General features: G+C 54.4%; 15 protein-coding genes. 10 read left to right on the top strand and 5 right to left on the bottom strand.

Translation table 11 applies throughout. From position 1 onward, the window contains the following. Positions 1–53: 53 nt before the first annotated feature. The gene (locus LF95_RS18575) at positions 54–548 is read right to left on the bottom strand and encodes an Lrp/AsnC family transcriptional regulator (protein WP_073956664.1); all 495 of its coding nucleotides are present in this window, start codon (positions 546–548) and stop codon (positions 54–56) included. 163 nt (positions 549–711) lie between these two features. On the opposite strand from LF95_RS18575, the gene LF95_RS18570 reads away from it, so the two are divergent. From LF95_RS18570 to LF95_RS18555, 4 genes are all read left to right on the top strand, one after another. Continuing rightward, entirely contained in the window at positions 712–2,037 is a 1,326-nt protein-coding gene (locus LF95_RS18570) for an NAD(P)/FAD-dependent oxidoreductase (RefSeq protein ID WP_073956663.1), read from the top strand. Between the two features lie 182 nt (positions 2,038–2,219). Then, entirely contained in the window at positions 2,220–3,692 is a 1,473-nt protein-coding gene (locus tag LF95_RS18565; protein ID WP_073956662.1) for an aldehyde dehydrogenase family protein, read from the top strand. A 23-nt stretch (positions 3,693–3,715) separates the two neighbouring features. Then, positions 3,716–4,762 carry a tartrate dehydrogenase gene (locus LF95_RS18560; protein ID WP_073956661.1) on the top strand — a complete coding sequence of 349 codons (1,047 nt, stop codon included), beginning with the start codon at positions 3,716–3,718 and terminating at the stop codon, positions 4,760–4,762. A 1-nt stretch (position 4,763) separates the two neighbouring features. Then, positions 4,764–6,200: an NAD-dependent succinate-semialdehyde dehydrogenase gene (locus tag LF95_RS18555; protein ID WP_073956660.1), complete on the top strand. Its 1,437-nt coding sequence runs from the start codon at positions 4,764–4,766 to the stop codon at positions 6,198–6,200. Between the two features lie 114 nt (positions 6,201–6,314). On the opposite strand, the gene secD is transcribed toward LF95_RS18555, so the two are convergent. The 3 genes from secD to LF95_RS18540 form a co-directional block, all read right to left on the bottom strand. Continuing rightward, on the bottom strand, positions 6,315–8,882 hold the full coding sequence (secD, locus tag LF95_RS18550) for a protein translocase subunit SecD (protein ID WP_073956659.1): 2,568 nt from the start codon (positions 8,880–8,882) through the stop codon (positions 6,315–6,317). Positions 8,883–8,985: 103 nt separating this feature from the next. Further along, complete coding sequence (locus tag LF95_RS18545; RefSeq protein WP_073956658.1) at positions 8,986–9,417, bottom strand: hypothetical protein; 432 nt, start codon at positions 9,415–9,417, stop codon at positions 8,986–8,988. A 199-nt stretch (positions 9,418–9,616) separates the two neighbouring features. Continuing rightward, positions 9,617–10,624: an aldose epimerase family protein gene (locus LF95_RS18540; protein ID WP_073956657.1), complete on the bottom strand. Its 1,008-nt coding sequence runs from the start codon at positions 10,622–10,624 to the stop codon at positions 9,617–9,619. A 147-nt stretch (positions 10,625–10,771) separates the two neighbouring features. Between LF95_RS18540 and LF95_RS18535 the strand changes: the two genes are divergently transcribed. The 4 genes from LF95_RS18535 to yjfF all read left to right on the top strand — a co-directional run bounded on the left by LF95_RS18535 (position 10,772) and on the right by yjfF (position 15,362). Further along, the gene (locus LF95_RS18535; RefSeq protein ID WP_073956656.1) at positions 10,772–11,725 is read left to right on the top strand and encodes an ABC transporter substrate-binding protein; all 954 of its coding nucleotides are present in this window, start codon (positions 10,772–10,774) and stop codon (positions 11,723–11,725) included. Positions 11,726–11,837: 112 nt separating this feature from the next. Beyond that, positions 11,838–13,343 carry a sugar ABC transporter ATP-binding protein gene (locus LF95_RS18530; RefSeq protein WP_073956655.1) on the top strand — a complete coding sequence of 502 codons (1,506 nt, stop codon included), beginning with the start codon at positions 11,838–11,840 and terminating at the stop codon, positions 13,341–13,343. Continuing rightward, positions 13,340–14,395: an ABC transporter permease gene (locus LF95_RS18525; protein WP_083607811.1), complete on the top strand. Its 1,056-nt coding sequence runs from the start codon at positions 13,340–13,342 to the stop codon at positions 14,393–14,395. Before LF95_RS18530 ends, LF95_RS18525 begins: the two co-directional genes overlap by 4 nt. Further along, positions 14,388–15,362: a galactofuranose ABC transporter, permease protein YjfF gene (yjfF, locus tag LF95_RS18520; protein WP_073956654.1), complete on the top strand. Its 975-nt coding sequence runs from the start codon at positions 14,388–14,390 to the stop codon at positions 15,360–15,362. The genes LF95_RS18525 and yjfF overlap by 8 nt, the downstream gene beginning before the upstream one ends. Before the next feature lie 92 nt (positions 15,363–15,454). Here yjfF and LF95_RS18515 read toward each other — a convergent pair whose 3' ends face one another. Then, entirely contained in the window at positions 15,455–16,192 is a 738-nt protein-coding gene (locus LF95_RS18515) for a FadR/GntR family transcriptional regulator (RefSeq protein ID WP_073956653.1), read from the bottom strand. 593 nt (positions 16,193–16,785) lie between these two features. Between LF95_RS18515 and LF95_RS18510 the strand changes: the two genes are divergently transcribed. Both LF95_RS18510 and araD1 read left to right on the top strand, forming a co-directional pair. After that, on the top strand, positions 16,786–17,559 hold the full coding sequence (locus LF95_RS18510) for an SDR family NAD(P)-dependent oxidoreductase (RefSeq protein ID WP_073956652.1): 774 nt from the start codon (positions 16,786–16,788) through the stop codon (positions 17,557–17,559). Positions 17,560–17,637: 78 nt separating this feature from the next. After that, positions 17,638–18,627: an AraD1 family protein gene (gene araD1 / locus LF95_RS18505; protein WP_073956651.1), complete on the top strand. Its 990-nt coding sequence runs from the start codon at positions 17,638–17,640 to the stop codon at positions 18,625–18,627. Positions 18,628–18,661 lie beyond the last annotated feature (34 nt).

Raw genomic sequence — 18,661 nt, 5'->3', positions numbered from 1 at the left:
ATTTGGGAAGTTGCAATGTTAAAGAAAAAGCCCAGCGTTTCGCCGGGCTTTTTTTATAGATGCTTGCCAAAGAGTTTGGTCAATGGAATTTCGGTTCTCACGATCGGGCTTTTGATCACCACATAGCTGAAATATTTATCAATCCCGACATTTTTGTCGATCAGCATCTCGATGATTTCCTGATATTCCGTGATCCCGGATGTGACGAATTTCGTTAGATAATCATAGCCTCCGGATATCAGGTGGCATTCAACACAACTCTCGATCTGTTTGAGCGCATCCTGAAATCGGGCAAAATCGATCTGGTGATGGTTCGTAAGGGTGAATTCGGTAAAGACCGTCAGCGTCTCGCCCAGCTTTGCCACATTGATCTGAGCAGCATACCCGGAAATATAGCCTGCTTTTTGCAGTTTTTTCACACGCATAAGGCAAGGAGACGGGGATAGGTGAACCAGTTCAGCCAGCTCAACGTTTGTTATGCGACCATTTTTCTGCAATTCAGACAGAATTTTTACGTCAATCCGATCAAGCTTATAGTCGGATGTCATCTAGTGGTTCCCTGATAGTCGTCATCATTATAACTTCCTGTAAAATCCAGCCTCAGATGCAAGTCAACTCTATTCGACAGGAAATGCCGTTTTTTATTGTTAATCCGGCATAGGTGACTGAAAAAGCCGGTGTATGTTTTGTCTCAACAGAGGAGATAAATATATGCCAGCACCCTTGCTGAAGATAGAGACAAGTTCAAATTTGCCCGCCGACGCAGATTGTGTGGTCATTGGTGCGGGCATCGTAGGTGTATGTGCTGCCTATTGGCTGGCCCGTGGCGGGATGCGTGTGGTCCTGCTGGAAAAGGGGCGGGTTGGGGCGGAACAGTCCAGCCGCAATTGGGGCTGGTGCCGTCAGCAAAATCGTGATGCACGCGAATTACCGCTGGCGACCAAAAGCCTTGCGCTGTGGGAAGAAATCATGGCCGATCTTGGCAGAAAAATCGGTTTTCAGCGGTGCGGGTTGCTGTATTTGTCAAATAGTCCGGCTGAAATTGAAGGCTGGGACAAATGGGGCCGGTTTGCGCGCGGCGAAGGCATCGATACGCGAATCCTTAGTGCCAAAGAAGCAACAGAGCGTGGGCAGGCAACAGGCAAAAACTGGTTGGGCGGTGTGTGGTCGCCGACTGATGGTATTGCCGATCCGTCGTGCGCGGCCCCCCTGATTGCCCAGGGGGTTGTCAAACATGGTGGACAGGTTATCCAGTCCTGTGCGGCCCGTGGCATTGAAACCACCGGCGGCAAAGTGTCGGGGGTTGTGACGGAAAAGGGCATCGTCAAAACGCCGCAGGTGGTGATGGCCGGTGGTGCCTGGGCGTCGAGTTTTATGTATCAGTCGGGTATTTCCTTCCCTCAGGCGTCGGTCCGAAGCTCAATCATGTCGATCGGGCCGGGGGTTCAGGGTTTGCCCGCAGCCTTGCATACGGCCAAGGTCTCCGTCACCCGTCGTGGGGATGGGGCCTATACGCTCGCGATTTCCGGGCGGGCCAATCTGGATATTACGCCAGGCGCCCTTTTGGGGGCGAAGCATTTTCTGCCGATGTTTGCCAAACGCTGGCGGGCTTTGTCGCCCGGCGGGTTGCAGGCATGGAATGCTGGCTTTGAGACCCGCAAAAAATGGTCGCTTGATGCTGAATCCCCAATGGAACGGACCCGTATCCTTGACCCGCGCCCATCCAAACGCCTGATCAATGAAACCCTGTCAAATGCGCGCAAATTATTACCTGCCCTTGAAAATGTCGGGGTGCAGGCAAGCTGGGCCGGTTACATTGACAGCACGCCAGACGGGGTGCCGGTTATTGACAGCAACCTTTCCATTCCAGGGCTCACACTGGCAGCGGGCCTGTCCGGGCACGGGTTTGGTATTGGACCTGGTGTTGGCCATTTGATTGCCGACATGTTGCTGGATCGCACGCCGATAACTGAAATCCGGCAATATAAACTTGAACGCTTTGATCATGCGCAATGGGGAAAGGTCGCCGGGTTTTAGGCCTCCCCCAAAAAAGCTGTGTCAGGTGGAAGGTGGGGCAGGTGGCATTCGGTTTGCGCAATCTTGTGCGGCATCTGTTGTTTTGACGCAGTCGAATCTGCCGCACGAACGTGCTTTTCGGCACCTTCGTGTGTGTGCTTAAGCCATAATTTTAGCGGTAAGTTCAGAAGTGAGGCGACCGGATGTCATCCGTTTTCAATCCTGTAAAGATCAAGTTACCTTCGGGCCATTTTATTGGTGGCCGCTATGTCGAGGCCGATGCTTCGGCCGCAAAGATCGAGGTTATTTCCCCTTCAACCGGGCAAACCGTTGGCAGCATTCCCTGTGCGGATGCCGCATGGGTTGATCATGCCGTGTGTGATGCGCGTGCGGCATTGGTTCGTTCTGGTTGGGGCGGTATCGCACCGCGTGACCGCTTAAAAGCACTGCATAAATGGGCAGACCTGATCGAGGAAAATGCTGAAACCCTTGCCCTTCTTGAGGCGGTTTGTTCGTCGCGGCCTGTTGCCGATGCCAGGGCCGGTGATGTGTGTGTAACCGCAGAGCAAATTCGTTTCTTTGCCGAATTTGCCGATAAGGAAGGCGGCAATCTGGTGCCGGTTGCCGATGGGCATTTTGGTTATATTGCGGATGCGCCCTATGGTGTTGTCGGGGCCATTACGCCGTGGAATTTTCCAATATCAATGGCAGGCTGGAAATTGGGCCCGGCATTGGCAGCAGGAAATGCCGTGGTCATCAAGCCGTCCGAGATGACGCCCTACTCCACATTATATATGGCGGAGCTTTCCGTTCAGGCGGGTATTCCGGCGGGGTTGATCAATGTGGTTTTGGGGGATGGCCCTGTAACTGGCACCGCACTGACCGGCCATCCGGGAATTGACAAGGTTTCCTTTACCGGTTCGACCCGTGCCGGTGGCGCCATTATGGAAAATATTGCGCGCACCGGCATCAAACCCATGACGTTGGAACTGGGCGGGAAAAGCCCGATGGTGGTGTTTGCCGATGCCGACATTGACCTTGCGGCAGAATGCCTTGATCGTGGCATCATGCCCAATGCCGGGCAGTTTTGTGTTGCGGGCTCGCGCATGATTGTTGCCCGCGAAATTGCCGATGAACTGGCCGCCAAGCTGGCAGAGCGTTTCAAACGTTACCGTCCGGCCAATACCCTGGCCGAGAAAGCCGGGTTTTCACCGATCATTTCCGAAAAACAATTATCCCGGATCGATGGCATCGTTCGGGCATCGATAGATGCCGGTGGCCATATTTTATGCGGTGGCGAGCGGTTTGACTGCGAGGGCAGCTATTATCAGCCGACCCTGATTGGCGCTGTGGATGAAAATAACCCGGCGGTTCGCGACGAAATTTTTGGCCCGGTCGCCACCTTCCAAACTTTCGAGACCGAAGAAGAGGCAATGGAACTGGCCTGCCATGCGACATACGGACTGTGTGCCGGATTGTTTACCCGTGATTTGTCCCGCGCGCTGCGCCTGACCCGCCAGTTGGAAGCTGGTACAGTTTGGGTCAACCGGTATGGACGTTCGCGCGATCATATTTTGCCAACGGGCGGATGGAAGGCGTCGGGTATTGGCAAGGACCTGGGGCAGGAAGCCTATCGCGCCAATCGCAGAACGAAATCGGTTTTGATTGATTTGTAATATCGCTTGGAGCGCATATTGATATGAAAAATTACACGATTGCAGTTATTCCCGGTGACGGGATTGGTGTTGATGTGACCAACGCCGCAATGAAAGTAATGGATGCAGCAGCATCGCGTTTCGGGTTTGGTTTATCGCCCGAAACCTTCCCCTGGTCGTGCGAATATTATCATGAAACCGGGGCGATGATGCCCGAAGATGGCATCGCAACGCTGCGGAGTTTCGATGCCATCTTTCTTGGCGCGGTGGGCTGGCCCAAAACAGTGCCGGATTCCGTCTCTCTCCACGGTTTGCTTCTGCCAATCCGCAAGGCATTTAATCAATATGCCAATATTCGCCCGCATCGCCTGCTTGACGGGGTCGAAGGCCCGTTAAAGGCATCGGCGTTTGATATTTTGTGCATTCGTGAAAATACCGAAGGCGAATATTCCGGGGCTGGTGGGCGTGTTCATCAGGGTAAAAGCAATGAAGTTGCCGTTGAAACCACGATTTTCACCCGCGAAGGGGTAGAGCGCATTTTGCGTTTCGGGTTCGAGCAGGCGCGCAAAAGGCGCAAACATCTGACTTCTGTGACCAAATCCAACGCCCAGAAACATGCGATGGTATTCTGGGATGATGTCACGCGCGAACTGGCTGCGGAATATAGCGATGTTACCGTCAGCCAGATGCACATTGATGCGATGGCCGCCAAAATGGTGATGGCCCCCGAACAGCTTGATGTTGTGGTCGCCTCCAACCTGTTTGGGGACATCCTGACCGACCTTGGGGCAGCCATTCAGGGTGGATTGGGTTTTGCCGCATCGGCCAATATTAACCCCGACCGTTCCAGCCCGTCGATGTTTGAACCGGTTCATGGCTCCGCCCCGGATATTGCCGGTCAGAATATTGCCAATCCGACTGCCGCGATCTGGTCCGGGGCGATGATGCTCGAACATCTTGGCGAGGCCGAAGCCGCAAAGGCGGTTTTGACTGCAATTGAAACTGCAACTGGCGACGGGATTGGCATTCGCCCCGGATCACACACGACTGACGAAATTACAGCAAAAATTCTGGGCGTATTGGAGAACTGAGATGAAACTTAACGATACCGAACTGTTTCGTCAGGCCGCGTATATTAATGGGGAATGGCTGACGCGTGACGACATGGAGGTTCTTAATCCGGCAACAGGCAAGGTGCTGGGCCATATGCCCGATTGCACGGCAGCGGAAACCGAAATGGCGATTGCCGCCGCCGAGAAGGCCATGAAAGGCTGGCGTGCCCTGACCCATTTGCAACGCGCCGATTTGCTGATGGCCTGGCATGATCTGATGCTGGAAAATGCCGATGATCTTGCCCGCCTTCTGACCGCCGAACAGGGCAAACCGCTGGCCGAGGCCAAAGGCGAAATTGCCTATGGTGCCTCCTTTGTCCGCTGGTTTGCCGAGGAGGCCCGCCGTATTGAAGGCCATATCATTCCCTCCCCCGTGCCGGGTAAAAAGATTTTGGCAATGAAGGAACCGGTGGGCGTGTGTGCGATTATCACCCCCTGGAACTTCCCCAATGCCATGATCACCCGCAAGGTGGCACCGGGGTTGGCGGCAGGTTGCACGATGGTGATCAAACCCTCGGACTTCACGCCCTATTCGGCCTTGGCCCTGTGTGTGCTGGCCGAACGGGCCGGTATTCCCAAGGGTGTGTTAAATGTGCTGACCGGCCGCCCCGAAGAAATCGGTGCGACGCTGACAAAAAGCCAGACCGTGCGCAAGCTGTCCTTTACCGGCTCCACCCGTGTCGGCGCACTTTTGGCCGAACAGTGCGCCCCGACGCTTAAGAAGCTGTCGCTTGAACTGGGTGGCAATGCCCCGTTTGTGGTGTTTGATGATGCCGATATTGATGTTGCGATAGAAGGAGCGATGGCATCGAAATTCCGCAATGGCGGGCAAACCTGTGTGTGTGCCAACCGTATGCTGGTTCAGGCGGGTATTTACGATGAATTTGTCACCAAACTGGCAAAACGGGTGGATGCGCTCAAGGTGGGTGCGGGCGAGGATGCCGGGACCGATATTGGCCCCATGATCAACAGTGCCGCGATTGCCAAAATCAATTCCCATGTTGAAGATGCCCTTGCCAAGGGGGCCAGGCGGGTCACAGCCAAGCGGGACCTGGATGCCCGTTTTGCCGACCCGATGGTTCTGGAAGGGGCCACCACCGATATGAAACTGGCCGCCGAGGAAACCTTTGGTCCGGTTGCACCGATTTTCAAATTCGAGACCGAAGAAGAAGCCCTTGAAATTGCCAATGGCACGCCCTTTGGCCTTGCGGCTTATTTCTTTACAACCGATCTGGCACGCGCCTTCCGGTTTAATGATGGATTGCAATTTGGGCTGGTTGGCCTGAATACCGGTGCCATCTCTCATGCCGAGGCCCCGTTTGGCGGGGTCAAATTCTCCGGTCTTGGCCGCGAGGGGGCCCGGGAAGGCATTCTGGAATATCTTGAAACCAAGGCGTTCCATATGGGCGGGTTATAAACCAGCCCGATTTTACGAAAATTCAGGTGGTAGCGGCTTCTTTAAACGCCATGCCGAATGCAAAAAAGTAGGGCAGGCAGCACGCGAAATGCTGCCTGTCTTTTTGTTTTACCCTCAGGTTACGGGGGGTTGACCGCGATTGTCCGGGAGATTGCTGCTGTTAAGGCGCTTTGCATGTTGTTTGCGCCGCCAAGTATCAAGGAACAGCAAAATCGGTGCGGCAATGAAGATGGATGAAGTTGTTGCGATGGCGACACCAAACACCATTGGGACGGCAAAACTTTCAACCGCACTGCCGCCACTAATCGCCATTGGCAATATGGCCAGTAAAGTTGTCAGCGATGTAAAAACACAACGGGCGAGGGACTGGTTTATTGACATGTCGATGATTTCGCGCATGGGCATTTTGCGAAACAGCCGCAAATTTTCGCGCATGCGGTCATAAACGACGACCTTGTCATTGACGGAATAGCCGATCAGCGTCAGCAGGGCCGCGATTGCCGTCAGGTTGAAATCGAGGCCCATAATGGCAAAAAAGCCGACTGTTTTGGTGATGTCGAGAAGGAGCGTCACAATCGCCCCAACGGCAAAAGGCCATTCAAACCGCCACCAGATATAAACCAGCATCGCAACAATCGCGAGAATGACCGCCGTTGCCCCGGATGTGGCGAGTTCACCGCTGACTTTTGCCCCGACAACCTGACTGCTGGAGAACGAGGTCTGCGGATCAAGCTTTTGGATGGCGGATTTAACTGTATCGACGGCTTTTGTCTGGGCCTCTTCACCGCCGGGCTGACGGGCAAGACGCAGCAGGACATGACCATCCTTGCCAACCTCCTGAAGATTTACTTCACCAAGGTCAAGGTGTGACAGTGTGCTGCGCAGTTGCGGGAGCTCGTTGGCAAGGGCGTGGCTGCCCTGTTCCGGGGATGCCAGCTCAATTTGTATGCCGCCTTTGAAATCGACACCGTAATTTAGCCCGGGTTTGAAAAAAAGACCGACTGAAATTGTCGATAACACCAGTGAAACGGCAATGCCAAGGAATCGCGCCCGCATAAAGGAAAAACTGGTTTTTTCCGGCATGAAGGCGAAAAGCGGTTCGATGACCAGTTTTTTTAGCCGCTTGCGCCAGACGATCTCGCTCATGATGACCCGCACCACGGCAACGGCAGTGAACATGGAAATCAAAATTCCCAGGCTCATGGTAATCGCAAACCCCCGAACCGGGCCGGAGCCGAATTCAAACAGCAAACAGGTCGCGATCAGTGTTGTAATATTGGAATCAACAATGGTGGCATAGGCCCGCTTGAAGCCGGCATCAAGCGCCATAAAGGCGGATAATCCCTTTTTTGTTTCTTCCCGTATGCGTTCATTGATCAGCACGTTGGCATCTACGGCAAGGCCGATGCCAAGAATAATGCCCGCAATTCCGGGCAGTGTGAGGGTGGCGCCCAGGACACTCAGCACACCGATGGTCAGCATCACATTCAGACCGAGTGCCAGATTTGCAATTAACCCCCACCGTCCATAAAGAAAGATCATCAATGCCACGACGAGGGCAAAGCCGATTGCGCCGGTATAAAGCCCCATCCGGATGGAATCCGCCCCCAGGTCGGGGCCAACCGTGCGTTCTTCAATCACCGTCATCGGTGCTGGTAGGGAACCCGCGCGTAGCAATGCCGAAAGGGTTACCGTATCAGCGACTGTGAAATTACCGCTGATTTGACCGGCCCCGCCGGTGATTGCACTTTGAATGATCGGGGCGCTCAGGACTTCCTGATCCAGGACAATGGCAAGCGGGCGGCCGATATTCCTGCTGGTAATATCAGCCAGTTGTTTTGCGCCGGATGTGTCAAAGCGGAAATTGACAACAGGTCGCTGGGTTTGCGAATCAAATCCGGCATGTGCATCGGTCAGGTGTTCGCCGGTTAAAGTTGCGCCGCGTGCGACAATGTAAGTTTGCCCGTCCTTGCCCTTCAGGGTCATCAGACCTGCCCGGTTTTGTGCGCTTTGCCCGGTTGGCGATTGCACAAGATAAAAGCCCAGTTTTGCCGTGCTGCCCAGAAGCTGGCGCACCTGGGCCGGGTTCTGAACGCCGGGCAGTTGAACAAGAACACGATCCGCGCCGATGCGTTGAATGGTGGGTTCGGCAATGCCGATTTGGTCGATACGACTGCGGATAATTTCCAGGCTTTGTTGGGCGCTGGCATCAACCCTGTTTCGTATCCCGTCATCCGACAGCGTAATTGTTAGCGTATGATCGTCAGGTGTGGTTTCAAGATATTCCGGAGCCGGGCGGTTGCCCGGTGTTTCAACTGTTTTGTTCGTAAGGTTATTTAATGCGCTGCGCGCGTGTTGAAGTTCCTGCGCATTGTTCAGGGTAATGACGATGCTATGGTCTTTTGTTTGAAGGGTACGGGGCTGTATTGCCGCCTTGTTTAGGGTTTCAGATATTTCCTTTCGGGTAATATCAAGACGCTCGTGAATCATCTCGGCGGTATCGATTTCAAGCACAAGAAGAGACCCGCCGCGAAGGTCAAGGCCGAGCGAAAGCTGTTTTGACGGCAGGAAAGAAGGCCAGTGTGCCAATTGTTGGGGAGAAAGCAGATTTGGCAGCGCCGTGATGAACCCTATAAGCAAAATCAGGGCATAGAACACCACGCGCCATGTCGAATTTCGCATGACAAAACTCCGGACAGCACGCATGCCCGACAGGGCCTGTTACTGTCGTCCGATAACTTTTATGGATCGCACGAGAAAGCGCGATGGGATAATGGGGATGAAATCAGACTGCGGCGGGCGGAGAGCGCGGCGCATAGGGCGCATGTGGCCGGGATGACAGATGCGTCTGGTTGCCAAAGGCAAAGATGCGATATGTTGGCCCTGGCAAAAATGGAATTTCCAGATTTGCTATTGTGTCATCTACCGGATCGGTGACAGGCGGATGTTTTTTGCTGGTGATCTGTCGCGATGTCAGGACGTAAGAGTCACCACCGGCGGGTAGGACGCCCTGTTTTTCCGGAAAGCCATATGAGGCGGTCTTTGGGTTATGCGGGCCGATATTGCTGCCCGGAAACCCGGTTGTTGCGGTTGCCAGACTGCCACCAATAATCGCCAGGGCCAGAAGCGTAAGGCACAGCATGACCCACCGCAGCGGCGAATGCGCCGTTGCCTCGATACAGGGATATGCTGAAGAACCTTTGGTGGTTTTGGTCATTTTGGCCCGGTTCCGGAATGATCAGCGGAAAATAGTCATTCGGATCGCCGCTGGCAACACTGTTGCGGTGTCAGGTTGTTTGTCTGTTTGCGTTCCGGGCTAAATATTCTGCTTTTTTTGGTTGGCAGCAGGCAAAGCACAGGTTTTGATTTAATCATAAAACCATGCTTTGCCCTGATTTGTTGGTTTGACCGGGTGGTCAACCGTCGATCTGCCAAACCATAACATGTGAATAGCTATCGCCGGGATTAAGGAACGGCGATGGGAAATCCTCGCGATTGGGGCTGTCGGGAAAGGTCTGTGGCTCCAGCGCGATGGCGCATTGCGGATGCAGCGGCGTGCCATCCTGCGATGTCATCTCGCTGGTAAAATGCCGGGCCAGATAAAACTGCAATCCCGCCTCGGTGCTTGAAAGGGTCAGGCGGCGGTTGGTGGGGGCATGAAACAGGCTGGCGATTTTGCGCAATGTGCCGCGCCGTCCGCTCAGGCAAAAATTGTGGTCGTAATCAATGACTTTATCGGCCTGTAATTCCTCGGGTGCGGCAATGGCACGCGGGGTGCGGAAATCAAATGTTGTGCCCGTTACATCGGCGCGACCGGGCAGGGGGATCAGGCAGTCATCTACCGGCAGGTACTGGTCGGCATGAATTTGCAATTCGTGATCGGCGGCACTGCGATCAAACCGGCCCGAGAGGTTCCAGTAACTGTGGTTGGTTATATTGATAATGGTGGGGGCATCACAGGTTGCCGAAATTTCACAGCGCATGCTGTTACCCGCCAGTTCATAGCGCACCGTGCAATGCAGGGTGCCGGGAAAGCCCTGGTCGCCGTCGGGCGATGACAGGGCAAATACCACATGGCTTGCCGTTTGTTCCATTACCATCCAGGGGCGTTTGTCAAACCCTTCCGGCCCGCCATGCAACAGATTTGGGCCTTCATTGGCCGCCAGTTGCACCAGATTTCCCTGTTGATCGCGATAATGTGCCCCGGCAATGCGGTTGGCATATCGGCCACAGGTGGCACCGACATAGCTATCGTGACGGGCATAATCCCCCAAAGAGGGAAACCCAAGTGCGATATTTACGTCGGATTTGTGATTGTCTTTCAATGAAAACGAGAGGATGCGTGCCCCCTGCCTGGAAAAAAGGACGCGAATCTTTTGATTTTCTAGCTTTACGTGAGTTTCTGGCGCGTGTTGCGATGTCATAAAGGCATTTCCCGAGCTTTTTTTGTCCAGAATAATCGCAGAAAACTGCGATTTTCAATTGCCAGTTGTTGATGTGATTGTCTTCCTGATCATCATATTGTAATACTATATGGCTTTTAGGCAAAAGGCCAATTCAGGGAGGAAATAATGAAAGGGCTTAAAAAGCTGGCAATTGCTGGTGCAACCGTGTGCATCGGTATGGGAATGTCGCTTGCCGCGCAGGCGGAAATGATTATCGGGTTTTCGCAGATCGGGTCGGAAAGCGGATGGCGTACCTCCGAAACCGCCTCGATCAAGGCCGAGGCAGAGAAACGCGGCATTGATCTTAAATTCTCTGATGCCCAGCAAAAACAGGAAAACCAGATCAAGGCGGTACGTTCCTTTGTTGCCCAGGGTGTGGATGGTATTTTGCTGGCCCCGGTGGTTGAAACCGGCTGGGACCAGGTTTTGAAGGAAGCCAAGGATGCGGGTATTCCTGTCGTCCTGATTGATCGTGGTGTTGACGCCGATCCGTCGCTTTATCTTACCAAGGTCGCCTCTGACTTTGTCGAGGAAGGGGCCCTTGCCGGGGCGTGGCTTGCAGCAAAAACCAACGGCGTTTGTGATGTGGTTGAATTGCAGGGCACGGTGGGGTCTTCGGCCGCGATTGACCGCAAGGAAGGCTTCGGCAACGTTATTTCCAATTTTCCCAACATGAAAATCCTGCGCTCGCAGTCGGGCGATTTCACCCGTTCAGGCGGCAAGGAAGTGATGGAAAGTTTCCTGAAGGCGGAAAATGGCGGCAAAAACATTTGTGCCCTTTATGCCCATAATGATGATATGGCGCTGGGTGCCGTTCAGGCGATTAAGGAAGCCGGTCTGGAACCGGGCAAAGACATTCTGATCGTCTCGATTGATGGTGTGCCTGATATTTTCAAGGCAATGGCCGATGGTGAAACCAATGCCTCGATCGAGCTGAACCCGCATTTGGGGGCACCGGCCTTTGATGCCATCAAGGCTTCAATGGATGGCAAGGAAGTGCCGAAATGGATCAAGGCGAATGGTCCGCTTTACCTGCCTGATACGGCTGCAGAAGAATATAAAAAACGTAGCGGTAGCTGATAATCGTGCCGGGTGAAAAACACCCGGCCTGATGGCTGACGCATTGGCGTGTCCTTTGGAAAAATGAAGGGCACGCCTTTTGCGCAACAGTTCACAGATCAGGGAGGATCATATGGCAGATAGGGCACAACCCGTGCTGTCTGCGCGTGGTGTGGGAAAGTTCTTTCCAGGCGTAAAGGCCCTGCAGGATGTTGATTTTTCGCTGATGCCCGGCGAAATTCACGCGCTTTTGGGTGAAAATGGTGCAGGTAAGTCAACCCTGATCAAGGTAATGACCGGGGTGCATCCGCGCGATGCAGGCACCGTCACCCTTGACGGGCGCGAAATCCATCCGGGGCACACGGGTGAAGCGCAGCAGCTGGGCATTTCAACGGTTTTTCAGGAAGTTAATCTGGTGCCGACATTGTCGGTGGCGGAAAACCTGATGCTGGAACGCCAGACCCGCAAGTTCGGCCTTATTTCATGGAAAAAAACCGCCGAGGATGCGCGCGAGGCGCTGAAAATTCTGGGGCTGGATATTGATATTAACCGGGCGCTGGGCTCCTATTCGGTTGCAATCCAGCAATTGGTGGCGATTGCGCGCGCCGTTGCACTGGATGCGCGGGTGCTGATTTTGGATGAACCGACAGCGTCGCTTGATGCAGACGAGATTAAAACGCTGTTTGGTATTATGCGGTCGCTGAAGGCAAAGGGGCTGGGCATTGTGTTTGTCACCCATTTCCTGGATCAGGTTTACGAAATTACCGACCGCATCACGATTTTGCGCAATGGTGGGCTGGTGGGCACCTTTGAAACCGCCACATTGCCGCAAATTGACCTGATCAATCACATGCTGGGCCGGGAGCTGGCCGAAATCAGTTCACACCGCCATCATGCCAAAACCACAGCAACCGAGCGCAAAAACCATATTCAGATCAAAAATCTCGGTAAAAAGCGTGTGCTTAAGCCCGTGTCGCTGGAGCTTTCCGGTGGCGAGATTGTCGGTTTGGCCGGGTTGCTGGGGTCAGGCCGTACAGAGCTTGCCGAACTGGTTTTTGGCGCACAGCGTGCCGATAGCGGGCTGGTCTTTATGGATGATAAACCGGTGATGCTGCGCACCCCGCGCCAGGCGATCCGGGCGGGGTTTGGCCTGTGCCCGGAAGACCGCAAACAGGATGGCATCGTGCCCGAACTTGGCGTGCGCGAAAATATTGCCCTGGCCCTTCAGGGGCGGCGCGGTTGGCTCAGGCCCATTCCCCGGGCAGAGCAGGATAAATTTGCCGATGACATGATCAAGGCGCTGGGCATTGCCACGCCGGACCGGGAAAAACCCGTGGGCCAGCTTTCGGGCGGGAACCAGCAAAAGGTTATTCTGGCGCGCTGGCTGGTGTCCAAACCGGTTTTCCTGATTTTGGATGAACCCACTCGCGGCATTGATGTGGGGGCACATGCCGACATCATCAAACTGATCCGTGATTTGTGTGACGAAGGGCTGGCTTTGCTGGTGGCCTCTTCCGAGCTTGAGGAAATTGTCGCCTTTGCCGATCGTGTTGCCGTGTTGCGTGACCGTGAATTGGCAAGCGAGCTTTCGGGCGCGGACATTACCCAAAACAATATCATCGAGGCGATTGCACGATGACAATATTGCAAGATACTAAAAAATCGGCAGGAAAGGGCGGCAAAGACCGGCGGTCAATTGCGCTGTCATCGCGCCAGTGGCTGGGGCCGGTTATTGCGCTGGCGCTGGTGATTATCGTTAATGGTCTGATCTCGCCCCGGTTTTTCGACATCAAGGTTGTTGACGGGCATTTATATGGCTCGCTGGTGGATATTATTCATCGTGGGGCCTCAACCGCGCTGGTCGCGGTGGGCATGGCGATTGTCATTGGCACGCGCGGCATTGATCTCTCGGTGGGCTCGGTCATTGCCATTTCGGGGGCGGTGATGGCGGTGCTGATCCGCGATACCAGCCTGTCACCCCTGGTGATTATTCTGGCCGCCCTGGGGGCCGGGGTTTTGTGCGGTTTGTGGAACGGCATTTTGGTGGCGTTTCTGGATATTCAGCCGATTATCGCCACCCTGATTTTGATGGTGGCGGGGCGCGGTATTGCACAAATGATTACCGGCGGGCAAATCGTCACTTTCCACGGCCCGTTTTTCGAGGCGATTGGCAGTGGCTATTTGTTGGGTATTCCGTGGCGGGTGATTATTGCCGCCATCGTCATTGCCGGCCTGTGGGCAATCATGCGCAAAACCGCGCTTGGCCTGTTTGTCGAGGCAGTAGGCGGCAACGCACGCGCCAGCCGCCTGGCGGGCATTGATGCACGCGGTATCAAGGTGTTGGCCTATGTTATTTCCGGGCTGTGTTCGGCGGTGGCGGGCATCATTATTGCGGCCGATATTCGCGGTGCGGATGCCAATAATGCCGGTTTGTGGCTGGAGCTGGATGCCATTCTGGCCGTTGTGGTTGGCGGGGCGTCGCTGATGGGGGGGCGGTTTTATCTGGGGCTGACGGTGATTGGGGTTCTGATCATTCAGGCGCTGGGTACCGGCATTTTGCTGTCGGGTTTGCCGTCGCAATATACCCTGATCGTCAAGGCCGCCGTCGTCATGGTCGTGTTATTGATGCAGGCCCCGAAGGCCCGGCAGATGATGGGCAGTTTCTGGCGCAGGAGAACCCGCAATGATTAATGAACGCTATTATCCGTTGCTGGCAACCCTGGCGGTTTGTGCGCTGCTGTATGGGTATGGCATGTTTGAATATCGCGCCTTTAGCGATACCTATGTTCTGGGCAACCTGTTAACCGATAATGCCTTTTTGATCATTACCGCGATTGGCATGACCTTCGTGATCCTGTCGGGCGGCATTGATCTTTCGGTGGGTTCCATGATTGCCTTTGTCGGCGTGCTGATGGCGGAGCTTGTGACTGGCTTTGGCATTCATCCGCTGGTGGCGGTTGTTGTATCGTTGATCTTTGGCGGGCTGTTTGGTGCCTTTATGGGCTTTATTATCGCCAGGTTCGATATTCAGCCCTTTATCATTACCCTGGCGGGGATGTTTTTTTTGCGCGGCATGTGTTTCCTGATCAATCTGGATTCCGTGCCCATCAGCCATGATTTTGTCAGTGCTTTTGCCGGTTTTCGCATTCCGCTGCCCGGGCGGGGGTGGCTCAGTGCCTCGGCAATGGTGATGCTGGTAGCTGTGCTGGTTGGCATGGTCATTGCGCATTATACCCGCTTTGGCCGCAATGTTTATGCTATTGGCGGCGACCGGCAGTCCGCCCAGTTGCTCGGCATTCCTGTCGAACGCACCATCATTCAGGTCTATACGCTAAGCGGTGTTTTCAGCGCGCTGGCCGGTGTGGTGTTTGCCTTTTATACGGCCTCGGCCTATCCGTTGGCGGCTGTCGGGGTGGAACTGGATGCCATTGCTGCCGTTGTCATTGGCGGCACCCTTCTGACCGGGGGCATGGGCTTTGTGGCGGGCACATTCTTTGGCGGCATCATTATGGGGGTTATCCAAACCCTGATCGCCTTTGATGGCACACTTAATAGCTGGTGGACCAAAATCGTCATTGGCGGGTTGCTGTTCGGCTTTATTGTGCTGCAACGTTTGATTACCCGGTCCTTTTCCGGGATGCGGGCGGGGACCAGCTAGGATTTGTAAAGTCAAAAATATCGGGCCGCCTTCGTTGGGCGGCCCGTATTTCGTGAAAGATGGCGATGTGGTTGGCTGTTCGGACCGGGCCGTTACAGGGTAATGCGTTCCCAGTCGGTGGTGCTGTCCATACCCAGTTCGTCACGCAACTGCATCATGGTCTGGCGCAATAACTGGCGCATGACATTGCGGGCTTCGTCCGGGTCGCGGTCTGCAATCGCCTGATACACCGCCTTATGGCTGGGCAGCGAATGGACTTGTGCCTTTGGTCCCGTGCTCGACATTTTGAAAGATCCGATCAGGGCACTTTCAATCAGCATCCCCAGCGATTTCATGAAATCGTTTTGCGAGGCATCCAGGATCGCCTGATGAAATTCCAGGTCGGTCAAATAAATAGCCTCGGTACCCGGTTCGGCCTGTTCCATGCCAAGATAGGCCTTGCGAATGGTTTCAAGCTGTTCTTCGCTGCGCCGTTCGGCGGCCATGGCGGCGGTATTGGGTTCAATGATCAGCCTTGTTTCAAACAGGCCGTATAAAAAGGCCGGGTCCGGGTCAGGGAAATGCCAGGACAGAACATCGGGGTCCAAAAGGTTCCAGAAATGGCGCGGTTTCACGCGGGTGCCGGTTTTGGGGCGGCTTTCAATCAGGCCCTTGGCCGACAGGATTTTGATCGCCTCGCGCAGGGCGGTGCGCGATACATCCAGCGTTTCGCTTAGTTGCGCTTCGGTCGGCAGGTTGTCACCCGGCGTCAATTCACCGGTGACAATGCGCCGTCCCAAATCGTGGGCGACAATGCTATGCAGGCTGCGCCTGGCATATGTTCTGGACATGGACGACATGTTTCCTGCTTTCCGTGCGGCCACGCGCAAAGTGGTCTGGTTTTGCCTGTCGGGTTTGGCATTGGCTCATTATTCATATGATATGAATATATTTGATCAGTAATAGCATATCGGGTCAACCGGCTTTCCCGCCGGCACACATGAAATAACCCGAATATGTTTGAAATTCCGCCTCGCTTATAGCGGACTACCCTCCGCTGTGAAAGCCGCCAACGTGTATTTGCCCTGTCTGCCTTCTTGACAGCTTCGGCGCGATTGATCATTAATGTTATAGTATGAAGAATAAGGGTGCCTTAAGGTGCCCACTTGGCAGGAGGAAACGGGAAATATCATTTTCAACACTGCGGCCCATTCATGAACCATGCCTTTTTCAGGAGTGGAACTGGAGCCGCGCTGTTGGATTTTACCCCTGAAAGTGCGGGCTTGTGACCTCTTTTGTTGCTCTACCGGGATGTGTCGATGCGGCATGCCAGGGCGGGATACACTGGTGGGTTTGGGCTGGTCAGGCGGGGGGATGATGTGTTTTCGTCGTTCTGCTGAAAATTATAAATCTTGCTGATCCGATCAAGGGAGAAACCGCCATCATGGCCGACCGTAAACCCACCCATTATACCAGCCTCAAGGATGCCTCGGTTTTTATTACCGGCGGGGCAACCGGCATTGGCATGGCCCTGGTTGAAGCCTTTTGCGAGCAGGGGGCGAAGGTCGCCTTTGTCGATATTCTGCGTGAAGAGGGCGAGAAGCTGGCGGAAAATCTCGCGGGGAAATCTGCCCATGCGCCGCTTTTTATTGAATGCGACCTGACTGACATCGACGCCCTGCGCCAGGCGGTCAAGGATGCCAGTACTCAAAACGGCCCGATTTCGGTTTTGCTGAACAATGTCGCCAATGACACCCGCCATAAATGGCAGGATGTGACAGTTGAATATTGGGACCAGCGCCAGGCGATCAATATCCGTCCGGCCTTTTTTGCCATTCAGGCCGTCGCCCCGATGATGATAGAGGCCGGTGGCGGCTCGATTGTCAATTTCGGGTCGGTTAGCTGGATGATGGGTCAGGGCGGCATGCCCGGCTATACCACGGCCAAATCCGCCGTGCAGGGCCTGACACGCGGCATGGCACGCGACCTTGGCAAGGATAATATCCGGGTCAATACGCTGGTGCCGGGTTGGGTGATGACGCAGCGCCAGCTTGACCTGTGGGTGGATGAAGCCGCCGAAAAGGAAATTGCCGAACGCCAGTGCCTGAAAAACAAGGTCATGCCTGATGATATTGCCCGCATGGCGCTGTTTTTGGCATCCGATGAAAGCCGCATGATTACATCGCAGAATTTCATCGTTGATGGCGGCTGGGTTTAATGGCGTGCGAGGCATTCCTGCCGGGATATGCCGCACCATTCACGTTCCGTTATTTGTAAATATATTCAGGACAAGATAATGAGACTGGTTCAATTTCTGGATACAGACGGCAAAGCATCGGTTGCTATTGTTGAAGATGCTAAAACGCTGGCGCCGCTCAAGGATGTGGCATCGATTGTGGATCTGGCAAAATCGGCGCTGGCCGAAGGCATTAATTTGATTGCGGCTGCTGAAAAACACAAGGGTGATGCCCGCGTGGATTATGACGAAGTTGCCGCCGAAAACCGTTTGTTGCCGCCCGTCAGCCATGCCGACCCGGCACATTTTCTGGTGACGGGTACGGGCCTTACGCATTTGGGCTCGGCATCGGCGCGGGCCAATATGCACACGGCAGCCAACAAGCAGGCCGATGAAACCGATTCCATGAAAATGTTCCGCATGGGTGTAGAAGGCGGCAAACCCGCCGCCGGCCAAAAGGGCGTGCAGCCGGAATGGTTTTATAAGGGCGATGGCTCGGTTGTCGTTGCACCGGGGGCAGATATTCCCAGCCCGTCCTTTGCCCTTGATGGCAGTGAAGAACCTGAAATTGCCGCGATTTATCTGGTCGATGATCAGGGCACACCGGTGCGGTTGGGCTTTGCCCTGGGCAATGAATTTTCCGACCATGTGATGGAACGGCAAAATTACCTTTATTTGGCGCATTCCAAACTGCGGGCCTGTTCCCTGGGGCCGGAACTGCTGCTGGGCGATTTACCCAGCCATGTCGAAGGCACCTCGCGGATTTATCGCGACGGTAAGGTCATTTGGGAAAAGCAGTTTGTCAGTGGTGAAGACAACATGTCGCATTCACTGGAAAATCTGGAATACCATCATTTCAAATATGATCTGTTCTGCCGTCCGGGCGATGTCCACGCCCATTATTTTGGTACGGCAACCCTTAGCTTTGCCGATGGTGTCACAACACAGGACGGCGACGAATTTGAAATTTCGTCCGAAACGTTTGGCCGTCCCATTCGTAACCGTCTTAAAGTTCAGGCGGAACGCCCGGTGAAGGTGCGCACGATCTAACCAGCGCTTGCAAGGCAGGTTTCATCCCGTTGGT

It is taken from the genome of Thalassospira sp. TSL5-1 (genome assembly GCF_001907695.1).
Lineage (GTDB): Bacteria > Pseudomonadota > Alphaproteobacteria > Rhodospirillales > Thalassospiraceae > Thalassospira.
Note: the sequence above shows the minus strand (reverse complement) of the source record. Positions and strands in the feature narration are given on the sequence as shown.